Below are 19,127 nucleotides of genomic sequence, written 5' to 3' on the forward strand. Positions count from 1 at the left end.
TCTCATCGTATTGATAACCTAGATACAGTAAACATTGAAGGTGATTTACAACAACGTCTCAATAGTGTAATTAGGCGCTATGCTTTTCATGAAGGAATAAAGATTCAAGATGCTTGGAAACATTTTGATCGTTCATATAACAAAGCATTTAAAACAAACTTAACAGCTTGTCGTAACAACTATTCTACTAGACACTGTTTAAAAACACTAAGTAGACCGCAATATTTATCTATAACAAATCAATTACAAGATGCTTTAAGAGTAGCTGATAAGATGATAAATCGTGTAAGTGTAACTAACAGTAGAGGGTAGAAAGGAGGAGAATTAACATGGCATACAATTACAATCCTAATCAGTATAAAAAACGTTTTGATGAAATGTTTGGTGCTGGATCTTATGACAAAGGAATGGGTCAAGCTAAAAAAGTAGGATATTGGAAAGCTCAGCCGGAAATCGAAAAAATGAAATGGAAGCAAAGACAGGAAGCCTTCAAAGAAGCGGAGCGTCAACGGAAGGAAGCAGAGCGCGAAGCGGAACGTGAATATAAGGCGCAAGTTGCTGCAGAGAAAAAAGCCAACGCTGAAAAGTACCGTATGCAAGAAAAAGCTAAGAAACAAGGTCGGGGCGGCGTAATGCCATCCCGTGAGCAAGAACGTAAGGAAGTTAAGACGCAATCTTATTATAAGAAGCATGGTAAATTTCCGAAAGCTATTCAAGACGAGCTTGATTCTTTGCCTACCCTCAGTAAAGCGCACATTGATGCGGTTCATAAAGGGAAAGAGGGCAAAAAGAAAAGTAAGAAAAAGAAGACCAAAAAGAAAAAAGGTTTTTGGGAAAAGACAGGCGACTTCCTTTCTGATGTCGGCCACGATGTCGGAAACAGTGTTAAGAATGAATTTAAAGCCGAAAAGAAAAAAGCAGTAAGCGGTGCTAAAGATTTCAAATATGCTGTTGAAGCTCTTAACCCTTTTGATAAGGTATCAGCTAAAGAAGCAAATGCAAAATCTAAAAAGAATCATCAGAAGCTTGCAAAAAGTAAAGCTGTAAAAGAACAAGATCGTAATACTATGCGTATTGCTGATAGCGCGACACTAGGGCTATTATCTAACGTTGAAAAGCGTGTGACAGGTAAAGACCCTTCTTATAAGTCAAAACGTAAAGTCGGCAAAGGTGGAGCTTCTGACGCTATCACTGACGCTTTAGGTGTACTTGCTCCTGCTGGTGGTTCTTATAAGGCTGTAAAAGGTCTTAGCAAACTAGCGGAAGCTGGTAAGATTGGTAAAACAGCTTCTAAAACGGTTAAAGGTGCAAAAGGATTAGGCAAGTTCAATAAAGAAGTTCTTCGCGGCATGGGTGCTGGTGCTCTTTATTCTGCTGGTGAACTTGGTATTCGTAACAGCTTAAACGGAAAAGATTACACATGGAAAGATAATGTTCGTGACGCTTCTTTAAACGTAGCTTTAGGAGGGATTTCAGACGGTGGAGGGCATTTGCTAGGGCGCGGAATTAAAACGCTTGCGAAGGGAAATAAAGCGTCTCAGGTTAAAGAAGCTCGTAATGTAATGAACGATGATCCTTTTAATGTCTCTAAACACTTCGGAAAGCAACGTGAATCTGTAAAAGGTACGTTTGATGGTCAGGATATTGTTGATACTAACGTACCACGCTTAGGTGCTCCAAAAGAGGATGCAATCAAACAGTTAAAAGGTTCAGTTGAAAATCCTATGGAGAAGATTATGAAAGGTCTTGATTCTCCAATCATTAAAGATCCTGCAGCGCGTTTTCGCAATTCTGTGGAGATTGAAGGTACCCCACAATTAAATGCTCCTTCAGGCAGAGAGCGAAACACTGATTACTTAAATAAAATTTATGCTGATTATGAAAAGATTCTTAACGGAACATTCAAAGGAACAAAGTCTCAAAAACAAGCAATACAAACATTTATGCAGCAAAACCCTGACTTTGAAGAAATAACAATGGACCAACTAGAACAACTTGCCAATCCTTTAAAATTCAAGAAACAAGTACAGAATCGCGGCACTAAGATTGTTCAAAGTCCAGATGGTAGACCTATTGTTGTTCCTAAATACGAAAAAGATGATTTCCTAACGTATAAAGGCAACATGACCCCTAATCAACGTGTCGCGCAACGTATGGAAGGTCAATTTTCAACAACTCCTACAAATGATGGGTTGAAAATTCAGCAAGACCAGCCGTTACCATTCATGAAGCAAGAGCCGGCATTAAACTTTAAAAAGACTGTTCAACAAGAAATACCACGTAAGGATCTAACGGAAATTCAAACACAAGACTTTGCGCCGGATGGTTCGCCTGCTGGCGATGGGTATGATTATAAAAACCCTAAATTTGCAACGCGTATGTATACACAGTTTTTTAACGATGAAATTCCTGATGGAGCTAGTGAAGTGGGTAAAAAGATTAATCGTGATTCAATTTCCAAGTTAACTCAACTTAAAGAGAAACTGTCTGAGAATACTAAAGGATTCAGAACCAAATACATTGATGATTTAGCCCCGTTAGAGAGTTTAGAGAAGAAAATACGGGGTGGTGTAGCGAGTGCAGAAGATTCTCTTTATAAACAAGCGCGTTTGTTCCGTGGATCTCCTGAACGTGCTCACCAAGTAGTGAATGAACAATTAGCGCCTATTGTAAAAGAAATGAAGGTAAATAATATTAAACTAGAAGATTTAGTTGATTATGCGACTGCTATTCATGCAAGAGATTTAAACCGCAAAGGCTTAAATTCTGGCTTCTCTGATGCAGAGCTTCAAAAAGACATCATTCGGTATGAGTCACCTATCATGGAAAAGTTACGTAGACAACTAGTTGATGCTTCTAACAACGTAACAAAGCGTGAACTTGTTGACACAGGAATGATTTCAAAAGAGGGCTTTGAAGCGATGAGAGCTAAACACCCAAACTACATGCCTATGTTCCGTCATTTCGATGATGACAAGGTAGAATTTAGTAATGGAATTAGTTCGGCCATTGCAAATGCTAATAATCCAATAAAGAAATTTAAAGGCTCAGATCGTGACATCATTGACCCTATTGAATCAATGGTTAAAAACATGTTTAATGCTGTTGCTCAAGGCGATAAACAGCGTGTAGCACGTCAGTTAGGAAAGTTGGCTGTAGAAGATACAGAAGGAACGTTCATTCGCCGGTTGTCTCCTGATGAAGCGAAAAATCGTAAGAACACAGTCAAGATGTATGAAGACGGAAAAGAAGTTTATTTCGAGGTAGAACCGGAAGTTTACAAGTCTATCAAAGGACTAGATAAAGAAACATCAAATACTATAATTAAAATATTAGCAAAGCCAGCTTCTACACTACGTGCAGGTGCAACATTAACACCTGAATTCTTCACAAGAAACTTTTTAAGAGACGTTCCGGCTGCTTATATTGTTTCTAAGTCAGGATTTAACCCGATCTTTGATTTTTCTGTTGGCCTATGGCAATCAATGAGTTTAAAAATTGGAGGTAAGACGCTAAAAGAGCCAGGCAAGTTATATAAAGATTTTATTAGATATAACGGGGGTTATGGCAATATTTTTTCTCATGATCGTAGGTTGCATCAAGATATCATTGAGAAAGTATTAAAAGAGGGAGATTCTCCAAATTTTATAAATGTAGCAAATCCGAAGTCTTGGTTAAATGTTTTAAGAAGTATTGCTGATGTAACAGAATCAGCAACAAAAGTAGGGGAGTTTAATGCTGCTTTAAGAAAAGGCGTTTCACCACAAGAAGCTGCGTATCGTGCACGTGATATTATGGACTTTGCCCGTTCTGGTTCTAACATTCGTGAGGCTAATAAAGTAGTAGCCTTTTTAAATGCTAATATTCAAGGGAAAGATAAATTATTACGTTCATTTGCGGAAAGACCGGCATCATTTATTGGGAAATCTGTTGCGGCAGTATCTATTCCAACTTTGGCGATTATTGCAGCTCAACGAACATTATCTAGTGATACTCAAAAAAATATTATTGAAGATGCTCCACAATGGTTAAAGAATACATTTTGGCTCATTCCAGTACCGAACACTAATCAAGTCGTCCGTATACCTAAACCATTTGATTTAGCACCTTTATTTGCTGATCCTATAGAACGAGCCGCAGATTATGCAATTAATAAAAATCCAGATGCTTTTGATAAGTATATCAAGGGTTCCATTTCTAGTATGTCTATTCCTGTTATGCTAACAGGGATTACACCAATCATTGAGGGAATGGCAAACTATTCATTTTTCAGACAAGGGCCTATTGATCCGATGCGTGATCAAAATAAGGAATATCCTGATCGTTATGATATTAATACCTCTGAAACAGCGAAATGGATTGGTAAAGGCGTAAATGCTATGACAGGTGGAGAAGGACCGTTGAAGAATTTTGGTTCACCCCGTATTGTCGATAATGCTATTCGAGGTATTGCTGGCGGTTTGGGTACTTACGGTACAGAAGGAATTGATAAAGCAATCATCAATCCTCTTCAAAAGTTAGCAGGGAATAAAAAGAGTATTGAAAAACCAGCAAAACAAATAAATCAACAACCTATTTTACGTTCTTTTTTAGTGAATCAAGGATCTACAGGTGAAAGTACAAGCAGGCTTTACGATTTCTTAGATAAACTTAAGAAACAAAAGGGTTCAGGAAATCCGAATTTTGATCAAGAGAAATACGACATAGCGAATAGTGCAGCGAAGCAAATTGGAGATATTACGAAAGAAATGCGTGCAGTCGAAAATAGCCCGTCCATGTCTGGACAGGAAAAACGAGAAAAACTTGATATTTTAAATAGAAGACGTAATGAAATTTCACGTAGAGTTACTAGGGAAATTCAATGATTTTACTAAACCCAAGAGAAATTGCTCTCTTGGGTCTTTGCTTCAGGATAAATTAAGTTTTTTTAACAGAAGATCGCCAGCAACAGTAGCTAACATAGAAAGAGACACACCAGCAACCTTACTTACAGCAACCTTCGTTTGTTTCCATACTTCCGGGTCTCGGATGGTATCTAGAAATTCATGGCCATGCCAAGTCATTTGAGAAACATAAGCATTAGTAATTACAGAACCACTTTCTACACTCTCAATATGGGCATCTATAAAGTTTGCCTCTTTAAGCTTCAATACAGTATAGAGAAGTTCTTCTTCGGAATACTTTTCTAACAATTGGAAGCGTAATAAATCTTCTATCCAAAGATATTGATTAAAAAGAACCTCTTCTTCAATCGTTAAGAGTAAATATCTAACACATTCTTGATCGAGTTTCATAAATTCACCTCTTGGATGTCCCCAACTTTGGGGATACTATTTTAAAACCTGATAAAACCTGAAATCTAATACTTAAAAACAGCATAACATTTGTTTTTTGAAACGTTAATTTTAGGAGTTTTTGGAGTCCTAAAAAAGAGTTGACGAGAAAAGCGAGATTTCTGACACCCTAAAAAGAGTGAGTAAGGTTAAAAACCTGTCAAAACCTGTCTTTGAAGAAGTCGCCGCCAATTAGAGGGTCAGTTGGAGTATGTATGGAATTGAAAAGCTGTTAATAGCCTTTAAACGCTCGTAATCTCTCTTTAAAAGGTTTTTAGTTTTAAGAATATAAAACTATTCAAAATGTTACTCAAAGCTTTTATAACCCGAAATGAAGCCCCGAAACCTTTGTCTTATTCAGCATAAGATTTTGGAGCGTATTTAACCATTAATACAAGAACAGTTAGAGCAGTTATAAGTCCTCCCCATGCAGCAACTGAGTTTGACAGGTGTAACCTTAAAGACAATTCAAACACAAGTGATGAACTTGTTAATATAATGTAAATTATTGATGCAATAGCATAAATGCTAACCCATCTAGGTATCTTCTTTTCGAATTTATATTTGTTTAATAAGACATGTATTGAATGATAGAGAAGTAGTCCTATTGGTACTGCAAGAAAGTAATAACTCATTATAATCCCCCTTTTTTATAAAATCTTATAATTTGACATAGAAAACATAAAACCTTTTTTTATGAGTATGGTTTTTGGATCTCCAAGAAATTTGAGTGCTGAAGGTTCAGCGTTGAGAATTATTAAAATAGAATTAATTGACCTTATGTTAAACTACACAAAAATATAATACATTTTCAAAGTTGAACTATGGATGAACTTAAAAGATAAAACAAACGGTATTATTTGAGAATATGTTGAAGTTTTAGAGATGAGCTCAATTTTCAGCCTATCTATTATTTCCGATTTTACATACCTAAAAAACAAACTCCCTTTGCTAATTTCAAAAACCTTATAAAACCTCACTTTTAATTTAAAAATTTTAATCCTCGTAGAGTAATCGAGCTAACCAGCAACGAACCTCCAGAAACCCCTAATTCAATTTGAAATACAAAATTATATGAACATACATGCTGAGAAGATTAAAACAAACCGGAGCCTATTGAAATACCATTTTTAATGGTGTGTAAATGGGCGTTTATTTTGTAAACGATTATTTCTCTTGTAAAATATGAGTCAACCTTAAGTCGACTTTATATCGACAGTAGATAGTAAATGACTCGACACTGAGTCGACTTTCTAAAGGTTTTTATGTACCCATAGTTTTGCTAGGCTTCGCCTAGTTCCACGCTTGCAGTGGGGACAAAAACCCCTTATGCTCTTCTCTCTTTTTTTAACCGAAGGCAAAACAATTAGAGTCCCAAGATTTCGGGAGTCCTAATCACGCTTATTGTAGCTTCGGAATGACAAAACAGAGTTATGTATAATTGCGCCCTGTTAGAAATATGGGATAGAAAATTTAACAAAATCCAAATTCTGAGGTTATTTGAAAAGCATCTTACATTATTCCATTTATGATAAGATAAGTTAAATTTATAAGGGGGTATATAAGTATGGACTTTAAAGAAATGAGTAATGTTGAAAAAGAATTATTTAGAGGTGTAGATTATATAGAAACTTTAATAGCTACATACGACAGAAGTATCTTGGGAAATAAGACATTAGAAAGACAGGATATAGAAAGGCTGTTAGAACACAGAGAATTTACTATTGATTCTTATGCTGTTTTAGCTATAGAGGAAGCTCAAAAAGCTCTTAATGATAAGGAATTAGGTGTATTTACTAGAGAATTACTTAAAAAAACACAAGATATAAAAAAAGTTGGACTTATAGCTAGCAAATAAACAGACGATCTATTTTAGATCGTCTCTTTTCTGTCTATAAAACGAAGATTATATAGAAAAATAAATATTATTATTTTTATTATCTTTTTTATCTTGTTTTTGTCTATAAACCCGTCTATAATAAAAGTACATAAAACGTATGGAGGTAGACAAAATGATAATTGGATATGCTCGAGTTAGTACGCAAGATCAGAATTTAGATATGCAGATAAAAGCTATTGAGGCATATGCCCAAGAAAACGGTAAAGAATGCAAGTTATTTGCTGAAAAAGAAAGTGGAGGAAAAAAAGACCGTAAAGAGTTAGAACGAGCATTTGATTCATTACGCGAAGGTGATGTATTTGTTATTTATAAACTAGATAGGTTAGCTCGCTCCACAAAACAGTTATATGAGCTCTCAGATAAATTAAAAGCCCGAGGAGTAGAGTTTGTTAGTTTAAACGATAGCATTGATACTACAACGGCAGCAGGTAGGGCAATGTTTGGTATGTTAGCTGTATTTGCAGAGTTTGAGCGTTCAATCATACAAGAACGTACACAGGCAGGTTTAAAAGCTGCTAAGAAACGAGGTAGAGTTGGAGGTAGGCCAACATTAAAAGCTAATACTAAACGTCAGATAGTCGCTTTATTTAAGAGTGGAGAGAGTGCTAACGATATAGCTAAAGAATTTAATATAGGTCGTAGTACAGTTTATAAGGTACTTAAAGAAGCTGACTTAGAAGAAAAATAAGGGTTTGTACAAAAATACTACACAATAGAGATTTTATTCTTTTATCTTTTGCCTTAGGGGGGTTCTTATGTATTGTGTTATTCAAACAGTTACCAATAAAAAATCTGCTCAATACGGGGGATATAAGGAGATTTTAGCTGACAGTATTACATTGAGACACGAAGGGGAGGAACAAACTAAATACATCTATACTTATAGTACTGAGCGTTTTGAAAGGTCTATAAGAGAAGCTTATAAAATTAGTATTCATAAAAGCTATAGACAAGATGGAAAGGTTATGAAAAAGCAATGGTCTATATGTACAATGAGTTATTATGATCTCATTGAGTTCTCACTGTATGATTGTGCAGCCGATAAAATTGAAAGAAAGTCTAATGAAATAGGTCTTTCCCTTGATGAGATTTATAACTTGATAGAAGTGAAGTTGGCACCATTGAGAGAACGTGCAGAAAAAGAGTTCCAAGAAACTGAAGAATATAAGGCTGGGAAAAAACATGATGAAATTATCCAATCATATTTAAAAGCTAAAAGGAATTTTGAAGCAATATATGGATCTGGCACATATGATTATTGCTATGACGTTTTTGGAACACTCCAAAATAAAGATTATTATGATGAATTAGTACGTAACAAAGATCAGCGAGAAGAAGAAAAGCGTAGTTACTATAACGATTCTGAAAGTAACTACAGTGATCACAAAGAAAGATTTAGTAGTTACTTTGCTCAAACTAATAGTACCTACACCGATAAAGAAAAGGTCATGTTGAAAAAGATATATAGAGAAGCCTCTAAAAAGTTTCATCCGGATATTACAAATGACGATGGAGAAATGATGAAGTTTCTCACCAAGCTAAAAGAAGAATGGAGAATTTAGCAAAGATAATCCTTCCAGGCGAAGGGTTTTTTGTTTATCTTCAAGGTGGACATGACCTGTCCTTATAAACATTTATTAATTGGACTATACCTACACCCTTTTGCTATTGAGGTTTCGAATTTGAGATCTATCTTATATAACTATGAGCGAATGTTTTGGTTCCTTTTTAAACAGGCATAGCATCTGGGGTGACTAAGTTCAAGTTAGGGAGTTTAGCTTATAACAAGGGTGCGATTACTATTCTTACCCTCGGTTTGTAGCTAAAGATGTGTGTGATGTGTTAGAACACTCAGATGTTAGTACAGCTTTAAAACGGTTAGATGATGAAAAGCTAACCCTAACAATGTTTGCATCAGCTCTATGTGGCTAATTAATTAGGGGGTCGGTAATACCGACCCCTTTTTCTATGATAGTTCACTTTAATCGAATATTTCCTTGATTAATTCTTATAGTTTCGTCCGCAGGAATTCTAGGTGTAACTTGTTCAATAAAGTCATCTATATTTTGTATTTGAAAAACTTTTATATAAGGACTATCAATGTTATATCGTGTATCTGAGACCATAAGTATTCTAGGGAACACTTTACGATCTTTAGGTTGCCAAGGTTCTTTCTGCCATTCTTGGCCCATGTAGTATGTTTCATAGCGTTTAATTTTTTCGTTCATTACCTTTTGGCTATAAACAGAACGTTGAATTTCTACAAAGAATGGAGCGCGTTTAAAAATCATAAAAATATCGGGTTCCATGTATCCTTTTCCGTATTTCGGCTCAATAATAAAACTTTTGGGCCCTTCATAAGCGCATACTTGTTTATAGAAATCTACAATTTTTAAAAAATGAGGTATCTTTGTTGAATCTTTTTTAATTGGTGCTGGAGAAGCGAAGTAAAGATAAGGGTTATGAGATGTATTTACATCAATATATCCATCACGTCTCAATCTTTTTAATACTGTGTTAGCTGAGTTAATTGGATTTTTTAAGTGGGAGAAATGTAAATGGATTAAATCATCACGCGTTAAACATCTAAATCTCTGCAAATCATTTAAAATTTCTAAATCTCTACTTTTCATTCTCCCAACACCTCAAATACATCATTTTGTTTAGTCTCATCGATTTGTATAGGCGGTACAGTCTGTAAGATGTTTATTTTGTCTTTAGGCAGTTTTCTTTCACTTGGAGACTTATACCTTTCTAATAGTTTTTTACATGCGTTATCGTCTAAAAATGGAGCCTGAACCTCAAATGGTTTATTGATTTTGCAAATCATTCTGCCTTTCACCTCAATATTTTCACTTCCAGGCGTTCCGCATATACGAGCATTCACTTTATCTGCTACTTGAAATCCCATTCGCACATTCATGTTAGAACGAATAGACGTTTTTAATAAATCAGCACTAGGACGTTGTGTACTATTAATTAAAAAACAACCTAACGCACGACCAAGAGAGGAATAACGTCGAACGAGCTCTTGTACTTCACTTTCTTCTGCTAATTCAGCAAACTCATCAATGCAAACTAAAATATAGGGTAGTTCAAACGGCAAATTATCTATATGGACTTGACCGTAATAATCCAAAAGTTCTCCACGCCGTGCCAGCTCTTTCTTCAATTCAAACATAGCTACCTTAAAACTATGTGCATCTTTGTATACTCCTTTAACATGAGGGATATCACGGAATAAGTGGAATTCCCCACCTTTTAAATCTGCTAAGTGTAGATGGAGTTTGGTTGGATTGTGATGAAGGATAAGGGTCGTAAGAATAGAACGTATTTGTGAGGATTTTCCACTGCCTGGATTGCCGCCTACGAGTATGTTTGCTTTATTCTCTTCTACCATGTCGTATATTACTGTTTCACCTTTTAAATTCATTCCACAAATTACAGGCATTTTCATGTCTTTAATTAACAATGAGTAAGTTTGATAATCGTATATAACCTTTTGGGTGAATGGCTTGGTATAAATCGTTAAAAGAAATAGTTTGGCACTCTTGGCTTTTAGCTCAAACTGCTTACCAAAGACCTGTTCAAAACAATACTGCTTTTTCTTGATAACTTCTGGATCTAAGCCATATGGCAACACAAATACAAACTGGATTGTTTCTTTCTCATAATCAATATCCATACGCTTAAGATTGGGATATATCATCTTATCATTATTAATTAATTTACTTTTAATACCCATTTCTCCACTCTTAAATGCCGTGAGAAGCATTCCTTTTATTTTCTGTTTGTAATACCAACCTCTTATCATGATGCAACCTCCTATAAAAGCGTGAATGGATTCGTCACAAAGAAATAAATTAATGCTGCAAAGAACGCTGTTGGCCCTATAATTCTTATGACATTGGATATTAATTCAGCGATATGGTGTAGGCCGAAGTGAGTCAACATCCGTTCTACAAATACGATACCTAGGACACCTAATCCTATACTAATCATTAGTGGGTCAAGTAAAGCCAATGGTGTGAAACTAATCGAATAAGCTGTAAAGTTTCGGCGGCCATACTCTTTTTTTTGAGTACGGTTCATAAACTGTTTAACACTCATACTTTCAGTTGGTGTCTTAAACATGATGTGGCCTCCTAACATCGTCTTAAGGTCGTTCGTTGGTCGTTCCCCCCTCGAACTCCCCCTTGTCATTCGCCTCCCGGCTCTTTCCAAACAAATCGTAAAATCCTTTTCTTATAACGTTTCTAAAGGTATTAATTTGGTAAGGATAATAAAACAGATACGGTGTAATTAGTTTGGTAGAAGTTTTGTAGCTACATGATATATACCTATGCAAAAGTTTGGTAGGTATTGCCTGTCCCTACAAAAGAATTACAAAAGTAATGGAGTGATAAATAAATGGTTATAGAATATGTCTTTTTTATCGCTTTATGTGGATTAGGACTAATTGTGTTTATATTGCATGAGATAGAAAATAAAGGATCCAAGTCGAAGAAAGTAAAAGTAGACCGGCAATATAAAAAGTGTGGGTCTTATATAGAAAAAAAGTTGTACCAGGCTTTAGTCTTTAACGGCTTTAAAGTACGAACACAAGTTAAATGTGGTAATTACCGCATAGATTTAGCCTTAATGAAACATAATATAGCAATTGAATGTGACGGTCATAAATACCATTCCACCTCAGGAGCTAAAAAAAGGGATAAACGGAAGGATAAGTATCTAAAGGATTGCGGTTGGAAAGTACTACGCTTTACTGGCAGCGCAATCAATGGAGATGTGGGTAAGGTAGTCTTGCGTATAAAAGACGAATTAGAGAAGGTATCAAAAACCATATAATTTTTAAAAACCAAGAAAAACATAAAGGCCTTTTATGTTTTTTAGGAAAAAATAAAAGTTAAAAAATTATAAAATACTTGAATTCCCTCTTATACGTTATGTTATAATGGTGGCAACAAAAGACACTATTATGTCATTATCTTTTGTACTTGTCTTTAAATAAAATTAATTAAAAGCTGTATGAAAAAGTTAATAAACACATAAAAATAAAAAAAGATCTGAGTGCGCTAACACTCAGATCCAACGGTTACAATCAAATCAGCAATGAGAGGTTGACCGGCCCAAAACAAGACCACCCTGAAAATCTTTTCGCCGAGATTCGAACAGGGTGGTCGCTTTCGTTTATTACTCTTTTTATGCCATGATATTGCTACTTATAGTGAACGAATAGTTATTACTTACGTAAGGCTACGATAGCCACAACGATAGCAATTACATTCGTCAAAGAAGATATAGCCATATACATTAGCTGTGCGACTTGGAATGTAGTCATCGTAGCACCCCCCTTACTAAAAGGAGTGCCTACCAACCTAACATCACCCTGTTTTATCCGATTGTAACTACTCAATATTCTATCAAAAACCGACAAATAAACAAACTAAATTCTTTGTTTTTTAAAATAAATAATATCTACACACCTTATTATTATTAATTTATTAATTTAATTATCTATACTTATGAAAAGAACTTTCTAAAGAATCCTGTTCGTTTCTTACGTTCTTCTTGGTTTCTTTGTTCTAATTTTTTGAGTTGCTGCAACTCACGTACAGAATCCATCAGTTGGCCGTCGTGCGCGTCCAGCCTTTTTTGTATGTATGTCTCTTGTCGTTCTAATCGCTCTACTAATTCCTTGTTGAATTCCTCTTGGCGCTCGATATGCTTTAATAACTTCTCAATTACCTCGTCGGAACGACCTAACGAACGGCCTTGTTCTTCATTTTCTGAAGGAACGACCCCCGTCTCATTCGCGAACGACCCCTCTTTAAACTTTGCTGCTATAACCATTCCAGCATTTTCTACAGAAAAATTACTTTGTTGTACCATGACTTGGAAATGTTTAAGAACTGTAATATCTTTATCGCGGTAAGAACGATTATTGTGTTCATTTCTCGCGAACGAGTACCCGTTCTTCTCTAATGCCATTGCCCACTTCCGTATCGTTGAATCGGCCACGTTTAAAGTAGTTCCAATCTCCTTAGTTGTATAGATTTTTTCTGGTATATCCAAGTTATCGCCTCCTTAATGTAACCCGTTCGCCTATCCGTTCGTCATATTTTTTCATTTGTTTTCTTTTGATCACCTGGAACATGTTTAATTACCTGATCTACTGAGCAACCAAAATGATTGCAAATGCGATCAATAACATCTGTGTTCATATTCTTTTGTTTACTCATCTTAGCGACTGTAGTTGGTGATAATCCAATCTCTAATCTCATTTCTTCTTTTGTCATATTTTTTTCGATAAGCAACTTCCATAATGGTTCGAATGAAAAAGCCATGTAACCCTCTCCTTTTATACGCGTTAATAAAGTTATTCTATACAAAAATAAAGAAAAAGTACAATTTCCCTTTAAATACCATTGACAAAATCTACACGAACGTGTAGATTTATAACAAAGATATTTACAAATATTGTAGGAGGAGATAAAAAATGAATGTACTTACAAAAGAAAATATGGCGATGAGAGCAAAAGAATTATTTTCTAAAGGAATAAAAATAACTCCAGATCTTTTGAGAAAAGAAGAAGTTGAAACAGAGTTGGTTATTCAATTGGAAGAGAGCTTAAAATCTCAAGACAGCAAAGAAACATTGAATCGCTTCATAAATGCGAACTCCGACTACATAAGATCTTCAGAAAAATATCATTTTGTTCAAGGGTTTTTAGCTGCGAAAGGGTTAGAAGAGGAGTTATTAAATTTCACGAAAGAATCAGAATTCCCTCAAAAAAAGACTGTATGTCTTGATAAAATAAAAGAAGCTATAACAGCTGTTATGACACGCATGGATCTTTCGTAAAAATATTTCTTTTTTTCACTCTGCAAAAATGCAGAGTGAAAAAGTATACTAATGTCAAATAAGGTCATCCTGAATATAAATCATTTGAAATGAGAGGGATAAAAATGACCAAACTAAATCCGGAACAAAAAATTGAGCCGAAAGGGAAACCGTTAGAGGCCTTTTGGAAAGCTTTAATGCCTGCAATTATACGTTTAGCAGAAAAAGAAAAGAACATCAAATAAATACAAAGGTAAATTTAATTAGGACCATATAAACTTTTTGGTCCTTTTATTGTACTTTCAATCCCTGCTTGTTTGATTGTCATTTATGTCACAGTAGTTGTACGTTAATTATTCGCAATGTATAATAAAGATAACAAAAAACGACATCTTGCAGGATGTCGTTTGGATGGGCTCCCTGATAGCAGTCAGAATGCCCGTTCTGTTAATAAATTCTGATAGCAGTCAGAAGTCATTAAGGTAAATTTAAAATAATATTTTCATAGTTGACTTAATAGTACAATATTTAGCTTGTATATTCAATAACAAAAGTTGCCTATCAAGCAACTTTGTTAGCTGTGAGTATACATTACATAGTTAATTATGCCTATTTTTTTAGATAAATATACCTTTTTTAGACTTCCTGATTGCTGACGAAAAGCGAAAGGAGGTCTTTTTGTGCTTAAGACAACTTTTAAAAGAGGGTTAGAGGAACAAAAGAAGCAATTTGAAAAAGGTGAGGGGCAGTGACAATCCTCATAAAAAAAGAAGATGTACTTTCTATCTCAAGCGAAAAAAAGATAGAAAATACACCTTTAAATAAAAAACAAGTTAATGAAAATATACCAAAACATCACGTTTTAGTCCATCCTATGCCCTTCAAAAGTCAACCTAATAAGTTTGATATGGGTAAGGTAACAAACGAGTTAAAAAAGACATATAGTGAACGTTTGTCAGTAACAAAGATACTTGATTTTTTTAGTAAAGGACATTGTATTATCCTTTCTAATGCCGAAACAGACCAGGATAACAAGTTATGTTTTATTTCTTCTAGTTTGTTTGCAATAGACATAGATGATGAGTTTGAAATAACAAATCCTCAAGAGGTCATGTTTCAACTAAAAGATGAAGCAGTAGGGTTATTTTATACATTTAGTCATGGCAAAAAAGGGAATCGTTACCGTTTATTATTCCAGTTAGATCAGACTATCAATGATGAGTTGAAAATGAAAGGCATCATTGAACATATGGCAAAACGCCTGCAGGGAATGGGGCTTCCAGTAGATGCCCAAGCAAAGAATACAACTGTTCCGGTTCGTGGTGGTAGACGAGGATACGAAATTATAAATGTTCATAACAAGCTTAATACGTACGATTTACTTGAATCTGTCAAAGTAATGCAAAGTGAACGTCAAAAATCCTTATACGATGAGTTTAAAAAGGATTTAAGACCTATCCACTTCGATGCTTTAAAAGAAATGGCCGAACATATTGGACATATCCCTAGTGGAGTTGGTCAAGGAGAACTATGGAAACGTTTGGTTGTTGGAATTAAACACTACGTAAATACCGGTTATATAACAGACAGTGAAGGGTTTGAACTCTTTGACATTATAAGTGGTGGAGAACAGTCAGAAAGAGCTTGGAGGGGTCTTAGAGCTAACGGACAAGCTACCATTAAATCGTTAGAATATGAAGCTAGAAACAAAGGATATAAAGGTAAATACCTTCATTATACGAACGATCAAGAGATTGAATCGACCTTTGAAAAAGAAATAATTAAAGTAGCTGGTTATATCCCTACAGAAGTAGCTAAGAATTTAATTACAAGAAAGCAAAGATTACTTGTAGATAGCCCAACAGGAAGCGGTAAAACAACAGCTTTTATCAATGCTTTCAAAGAGTTATCAGACGAAAGTAAGCATTTTTATATCTTCGCTGCTCCGACTATTGCTCTAACTGAGCAAAATGCTATTTCTCATAAATTACGAGCAGTTAAAGGTCAAACATCTAATTTGTTCAAAATCATCAATCAAGATGTAAAGAATGGACAGCGTGTATTTGTTTCTACATATGACATGACTCCGGTGCTGATCGAGTTTTTACAAATGATTTGCGAGAGAATTTCTTTCACCTTGGTAATAGACGAGATTCACAAATTTGTTGCGGACTATGATAAAAACTACCGGTATGAAGCGATTCAAAATTTGTACAAAGTTGGTAAAAAAGCTCGATCTTTTATTGGGTTAAGTGGAACGGTAGACGACATTTACAGAAATGAATTTGAAACAGTAGTAAAAATAGATAACGGTTCCCCTCAATCACCTTGTCAAGAGCTTGCAATATACACCTACGAAAAGCGAAACGATGCATTAGCCGAGTTAGCGCAGCTTATCGAAGTATGGACAAGCCAGAGAAAGTTATTAATATATATTCAGTCAAAGAACAAGATTGAACAGTTAAAAGGGGTATTGCAACGGAAAGGTATTAAGGTTAGGACTATTAATGCTAGTAGTAAGAGTAATACAACTTACAGACAACTAGTAGAAACTCAACAAGTACCAGAAGATGTTCAAGTTATCCTTACAACGAGCGTTATAGCTGATGGAGTCAATATAAAAAACATAAAGCGTGACGAAAACGGTGTCCCATTACTAGATAAAAACGGAAAAGAAATACCTGATCTTGAATGGGAGTGTATAGCGGTTTGTAACGATTTTTCTAATTTATTTAACTATTCGTCTATCAAGCAAATTTCAAACCGATTACGAAATACGTACAGAAGGTTTTCTCTTTTTATACAAGCTCCAAGAAATAAGCAGACTGAACTGTTCAACTTGGAATATGCGTACCAAGACAGGCTAAAACGTGCTAAGAACATAGCTAAAGAAATCAATGAACATGCTTACTTTGATCCTCAATTGTTCATAGTTAGTGAGATTGAAAGAATTTACGGTGTATACCAGTCGATCGAAAATAATCTTGATGTCGATACTTTATTTTTGCGTCATGCGGTATCGAAAGAACAGGAACGATATTTCTCTGGATGTAGATTTGCTTTTATCAAAGCGGTAGAACGAGCTCTACACACTAAAAATGTAGGTTTATTGAACATCTCAAAGGAAATTAAAGCTCAACGCTTAGATATGACTTTTATAAAAGAAGTATTGCAGCAACTTGATACACAAGAGAAAGAAGAACAAAAACGTAAGTCTGATTCCATTTCTGACAACTTCACGCCTGATATATATAAAGCGTTTGTTGAAGGTAATGAACAAATACTAGGTGAGTTTAAAAAAACGGTAACAAATAGTCATTACGCTTGCTTAAAGCGATTAACAACTATAGCGGACTACGATACTTGCAAAAAGGTTGTAGAAAAAATTAAACGTGATGCAGATACACACACCTTCTATAACAGCATCCAGGCATCAACAGAAGCCTTATACCTACAAGCGATTGATAGACCAAGCAAAACAAAAACAGTATTGCTTCTAATGTTGAAAATAAAAGATTTTTTATCAAAAGACGAGTACAAAAATGCTATTGAAAAAGTAGCTAAAAAGGCAAAGGTTAAGCCTAAGGATGTTAAGGAGGTAGAAAAGATGCTTTCATTTGAAAACAAACGAACTAAGAAAGAAAGATCTAAACGTGTAGTAGGAGTTCTCTCGTTTGAAGAGATAGCTAAAACGTATGATCTTCCAGTAGAAAAAGTAAAAGAATTGGCTATGAATTATGCTAAAACAAGAGGAGAAACATTCGCCTCAGTAGTGAAAACAAAACTGTATTAATAAGGTTTATTTAGGTGACAAATAAGGCTATATTTGTTTTTAATAATTAAACAAAAACTATGGCCTTAAACGTCACCCCAAAACCTTATAGTATCAGTAGTTTAAGGCTATTTTATAGTTTTATAAATCAGTAATAAAAAAACACCTTCAAAAACAATATTAAAAATTCATTTTCTACTTAAAAATTATCTTTGAGAGGAGTGCTAAGTATGAGTTTATCTGAATTAGCTAAAGAACAGAAACGTGCTTATTACAGAGAATATCGTGAAAAGAATCGAGAACGCTATAATCAACGTGCGCGAGAGTGGAGAGCTAATAATAAAGATAAAGTTAAACAGTATCAGAAAGACTATTGGGAACGTAAATCTCAGGACGTTGAATAAGTGTTTAAATCTATATTCTGTAATAAAAAAATATTGGAACCTACCTTTTTTATTGAGGGTAGGTTTTTTGCGCGGACTTTACTTTGTTGCACTACTATTACTACTAGCGTGAATTTTGCAATAATGTTTTGGAAGTAGAAATTTCGAGGAGAGGAATAGTGGATATGAGAATAAAACCTAATGCGGACATCCGACAACAAATTCGGGATTCTGGTATTTATTTTTATGAAATCGCTGAAGCTTTAGGGATTCATGAAACTACTTTTTATCGTAAGTTACGTAAAGAATTAGATGAACGAGAGAAACAATCAATCCTCACAAAAGTTAAAGAATTATCTATTTAAATTTAATCAAAAAGGGAGGGAGTAAGATGAGACCTATTGTCCTAACTGAACGAAAGACAGTTAATTTTATGGGCGCTGAATTATTAGCAGCAAAAGCGAATGACGAGAAAATTTATGTTGGTGTCGGTTGGGTTTGTAATGGAATTGGTTTTAATAAAGCTCAAAAAGATAGACAAGTTCAAAACATTCAAGATGATTTAGTTCTTAAACAAGGGTGCTTCAAATTTGAAGCAGGGGTATTTGACCCACATAACGAGGTTTTAGCGATTGAATTAGATTTTTTACCTTTATGGTTAGCAAAAATTTCAATTACTCCAGCTATGCAAAAAGAAACACCTTGGTTAGCTCGTGCTTTGGTTGAGTATCAGTTGAAAGTGAAAGATGTATTAGTCGAAGCATTCTTGTCTAAACCACCTCAAAGTATTGAGGATCTAATTATTATGCAAGCGCAAAGTATGAAGGAAATTAGAGAAAATCAAGAAAAATTCATACAGAATCAACTTCAACAAGAAAAGAAATTGGAGGTCGTG

The 19,127-nt window shown here is 34.8% G+C and carries 17 protein-coding genes and 1 pseudogene; 11 read left to right on the plus strand and 7 right to left on the minus strand.

Annotated features, from left to right (window positions below; all coding sequences use genetic code 11):
• Together OK414_RS29370 and OK414_RS29375 are read left to right on the plus strand one after the other, a co-directional pair.
• A pseudogene (locus tag OK414_RS29370) lies at window positions 1–312 on the plus strand (hypothetical protein); the annotation flags it as partial.
• Between the two features lie 17 nt (window positions 313–329).
• The gene (locus tag OK414_RS29375; protein WP_264363571.1) at window positions 330–4,865 is read left to right on the plus strand and encodes an LPD38 domain-containing protein; all 4,536 of its coding nucleotides are present in this window, start codon (window positions 330–332) and stop codon (window positions 4,863–4,865) included.
• 42 nt (window positions 4,866–4,907) lie between these two features.
• Here the strand turns inward: OK414_RS29375 and OK414_RS29380 are convergent, their stop codons facing one another.
• Both OK414_RS29380 and OK414_RS29385 read right to left on the minus strand, forming a co-directional pair.
• Complete coding sequence (locus OK414_RS29380) at window positions 4,908–5,294, minus strand: DUF2513 domain-containing protein (RefSeq protein ID WP_263046250.1); 387 nt, start codon at window positions 5,292–5,294, stop codon at window positions 4,908–4,910.
• A 392-nt stretch (window positions 5,295–5,686) separates the two neighbouring features.
• Complete coding sequence (locus OK414_RS29385) at window positions 5,687–5,968, minus strand: hypothetical protein (protein ID WP_263046251.1); 282 nt, start codon at window positions 5,966–5,968, stop codon at window positions 5,687–5,689.
• A gap of 932 nt (window positions 5,969–6,900) precedes the next feature.
• Between OK414_RS29385 and OK414_RS29390 the strand changes: the two genes are divergently transcribed.
• From OK414_RS29390 to OK414_RS29400, 3 genes are all read left to right on the plus strand, one after another.
• Window positions 6,901–7,191 carry a hypothetical protein gene (locus OK414_RS29390; protein ID WP_263046252.1) on the plus strand — a complete coding sequence of 97 codons (291 nt, stop codon included), beginning with the start codon at window positions 6,901–6,903 and terminating at the stop codon, window positions 7,189–7,191.
• A gap of 154 nt (window positions 7,192–7,345) precedes the next feature.
• Complete coding sequence (locus OK414_RS29395; protein WP_263046253.1) at window positions 7,346–7,921, plus strand: recombinase family protein; 576 nt, start codon at window positions 7,346–7,348, stop codon at window positions 7,919–7,921.
• Between the two features lie 67 nt (window positions 7,922–7,988).
• The gene (locus OK414_RS29400; protein ID WP_263046254.1) at window positions 7,989–8,795 is read left to right on the plus strand and encodes a hypothetical protein; all 807 of its coding nucleotides are present in this window, start codon (window positions 7,989–7,991) and stop codon (window positions 8,793–8,795) included.
• 414 nt (window positions 8,796–9,209) lie between these two features.
• On the opposite strand, the gene OK414_RS29405 is transcribed toward OK414_RS29400, so the two are convergent.
• The 3 genes from OK414_RS29405 to OK414_RS29415 are packed head-to-tail and all read right to left on the minus strand — an operon-like array spanning window position 9,210 to window position 11,367.
• Entirely contained in the window at window positions 9,210–9,866 is a 657-nt protein-coding gene (locus OK414_RS29405) for a replication-relaxation family protein (protein ID WP_263046255.1), read from the minus strand.
• Window positions 9,863–11,047, minus strand: a complete 1,185-nt coding sequence (locus tag OK414_RS29410) for an FtsK/SpoIIIE domain-containing protein (RefSeq protein WP_263046256.1) — start codon at window positions 11,045–11,047, stop codon at window positions 9,863–9,865. The genes OK414_RS29405 and OK414_RS29410 overlap by 4 nt, the downstream gene beginning before the upstream one ends.
• Before the next feature lie 11 nt (window positions 11,048–11,058).
• Window positions 11,059–11,367, minus strand: a complete 309-nt coding sequence (locus OK414_RS29415; RefSeq protein WP_263046257.1) for a hypothetical protein — start codon at window positions 11,365–11,367, stop codon at window positions 11,059–11,061.
• Window positions 11,368–11,643: 276 nt separating this feature from the next.
• On the opposite strand from OK414_RS29415, the gene OK414_RS29420 reads away from it, so the two are divergent.
• The gene (locus OK414_RS29420) at window positions 11,644–12,081 is read left to right on the plus strand and encodes an endonuclease domain-containing protein (protein WP_263046258.1); all 438 of its coding nucleotides are present in this window, start codon (window positions 11,644–11,646) and stop codon (window positions 12,079–12,081) included.
• Between the two features lie 675 nt (window positions 12,082–12,756).
• Here the strand turns inward: OK414_RS29420 and OK414_RS29425 are convergent.
• Window positions 12,757–13,308, minus strand: coding sequence for a MerR family transcriptional regulator (locus OK414_RS29425; protein ID WP_263046259.1), 552 nt, complete (start codon window positions 13,306–13,308; stop codon window positions 12,757–12,759).
• 41 nt (window positions 13,309–13,349) lie between these two features.
• A complete protein-coding gene (locus tag OK414_RS29430) occupies window positions 13,350–13,580 on the minus strand; it encodes a helix-turn-helix domain-containing protein (protein WP_263046260.1) in 231 nt (76 codons plus the stop codon).
• Between the two features lie 152 nt (window positions 13,581–13,732).
• Between OK414_RS29430 and OK414_RS29435 the strand changes: the two genes are divergently transcribed.
• From OK414_RS29435 to OK414_RS29455, 5 genes are all read left to right on the plus strand, one after another.
• Window positions 13,733–14,098, plus strand: a complete 366-nt coding sequence (locus OK414_RS29435) for a hypothetical protein (RefSeq protein WP_263046261.1) — start codon at window positions 13,733–13,735, stop codon at window positions 14,096–14,098.
• Window positions 14,099–14,825: 727 nt separating this feature from the next.
• A complete protein-coding gene (locus tag OK414_RS29440) occupies window positions 14,826–17,870 on the plus strand; it encodes a DEAD/DEAH box helicase family protein (protein WP_263046262.1) in 3,045 nt (1,014 codons plus the stop codon).
• A 209-nt stretch (window positions 17,871–18,079) separates the two neighbouring features.
• Window positions 18,080–18,253, plus strand: coding sequence for a hypothetical protein (locus tag OK414_RS29445; protein WP_263046263.1), 174 nt, complete (start codon window positions 18,080–18,082; stop codon window positions 18,251–18,253).
• Between the two features lie 158 nt (window positions 18,254–18,411).
• The gene (locus tag OK414_RS29450; protein WP_263046264.1) at window positions 18,412–18,597 is read left to right on the plus strand and encodes a hypothetical protein; all 186 of its coding nucleotides are present in this window, start codon (window positions 18,412–18,414) and stop codon (window positions 18,595–18,597) included.
• 26 nt (window positions 18,598–18,623) lie between these two features.
• Window positions 18,624–19,127, plus strand: a 504-nt coding sequence (locus OK414_RS29455; RefSeq protein WP_264363572.1) for a phage antirepressor N-terminal domain-containing protein, incomplete at its 3' end; no start/stop codon positions are given.

It is taken from the genome of Priestia sp. JV24, assembly GCF_025910025.1.
Taxonomy (GTDB): domain Bacteria; phylum Bacillota; class Bacilli; order Bacillales; family Bacillaceae_H; genus Priestia; species Priestia megaterium.

What these genes read in the sequence shown, in the direction of transcription:
- OK414_RS29375 (WP_264363571.1), top strand. Translation starts at nt 330, where the DNA reads ATGGCATACAATTACAATCCTAATCAGTATAAAAAACGTTTTGATGAA.
- OK414_RS29380 (WP_263046250.1), bottom strand. Translation starts at nt 5,294, where the DNA reads ATGAAACTCGATCAAGAATGTGTTAGATATTTACTCTTAACGATTGAA.
- OK414_RS29385 (WP_263046251.1), bottom strand. Translation starts at nt 5,968, where the DNA reads ATGAGTTATTACTTTCTTGCAGTACCAATAGGACTACTTCTCTATCAT.
- OK414_RS29390 (WP_263046252.1), top strand. Translation starts at nt 6,901, where the DNA reads ATGGACTTTAAAGAAATGAGTAATGTTGAAAAAGAATTATTTAGAGGT.
- OK414_RS29395 (WP_263046253.1), top strand. Translation starts at nt 7,346, where the DNA reads ATGATAATTGGATATGCTCGAGTTAGTACGCAAGATCAGAATTTAGAT.
- OK414_RS29400 (WP_263046254.1), top strand. Translation starts at nt 7,989, where the DNA reads ATGTATTGTGTTATTCAAACAGTTACCAATAAAAAATCTGCTCAATAC.
- OK414_RS29405 (WP_263046255.1), bottom strand. Translation starts at nt 9,866, where the DNA reads ATGAAAAGTAGAGATTTAGAAATTTTAAATGATTTGCAGAGATTTAGA.
- OK414_RS29410 (WP_263046256.1), bottom strand. Translation starts at nt 11,047, where the DNA reads ATGATAAGAGGTTGGTATTACAAACAGAAAATAAAAGGAATGCTTCTC.
- OK414_RS29415 (WP_263046257.1), bottom strand. Translation starts at nt 11,367, where the DNA reads ATGTTTAAGACACCAACTGAAAGTATGAGTGTTAAACAGTTTATGAAC.
- OK414_RS29420 (WP_263046258.1), top strand. Translation starts at nt 11,644, where the DNA reads ATGGTTATAGAATATGTCTTTTTTATCGCTTTATGTGGATTAGGACTA.
- OK414_RS29430 (WP_263046260.1), bottom strand. Translation starts at nt 13,580, where the DNA reads ATGGCTTTTTCATTCGAACCATTATGGAAGTTGCTTATCGAAAAAAAT.
- OK414_RS29435 (WP_263046261.1), top strand. Translation starts at nt 13,733, where the DNA reads ATGAATGTACTTACAAAAGAAAATATGGCGATGAGAGCAAAAGAATTA.
- OK414_RS29445 (WP_263046263.1), top strand. Translation starts at nt 18,080, where the DNA reads ATGAGTTTATCTGAATTAGCTAAAGAACAGAAACGTGCTTATTACAGA.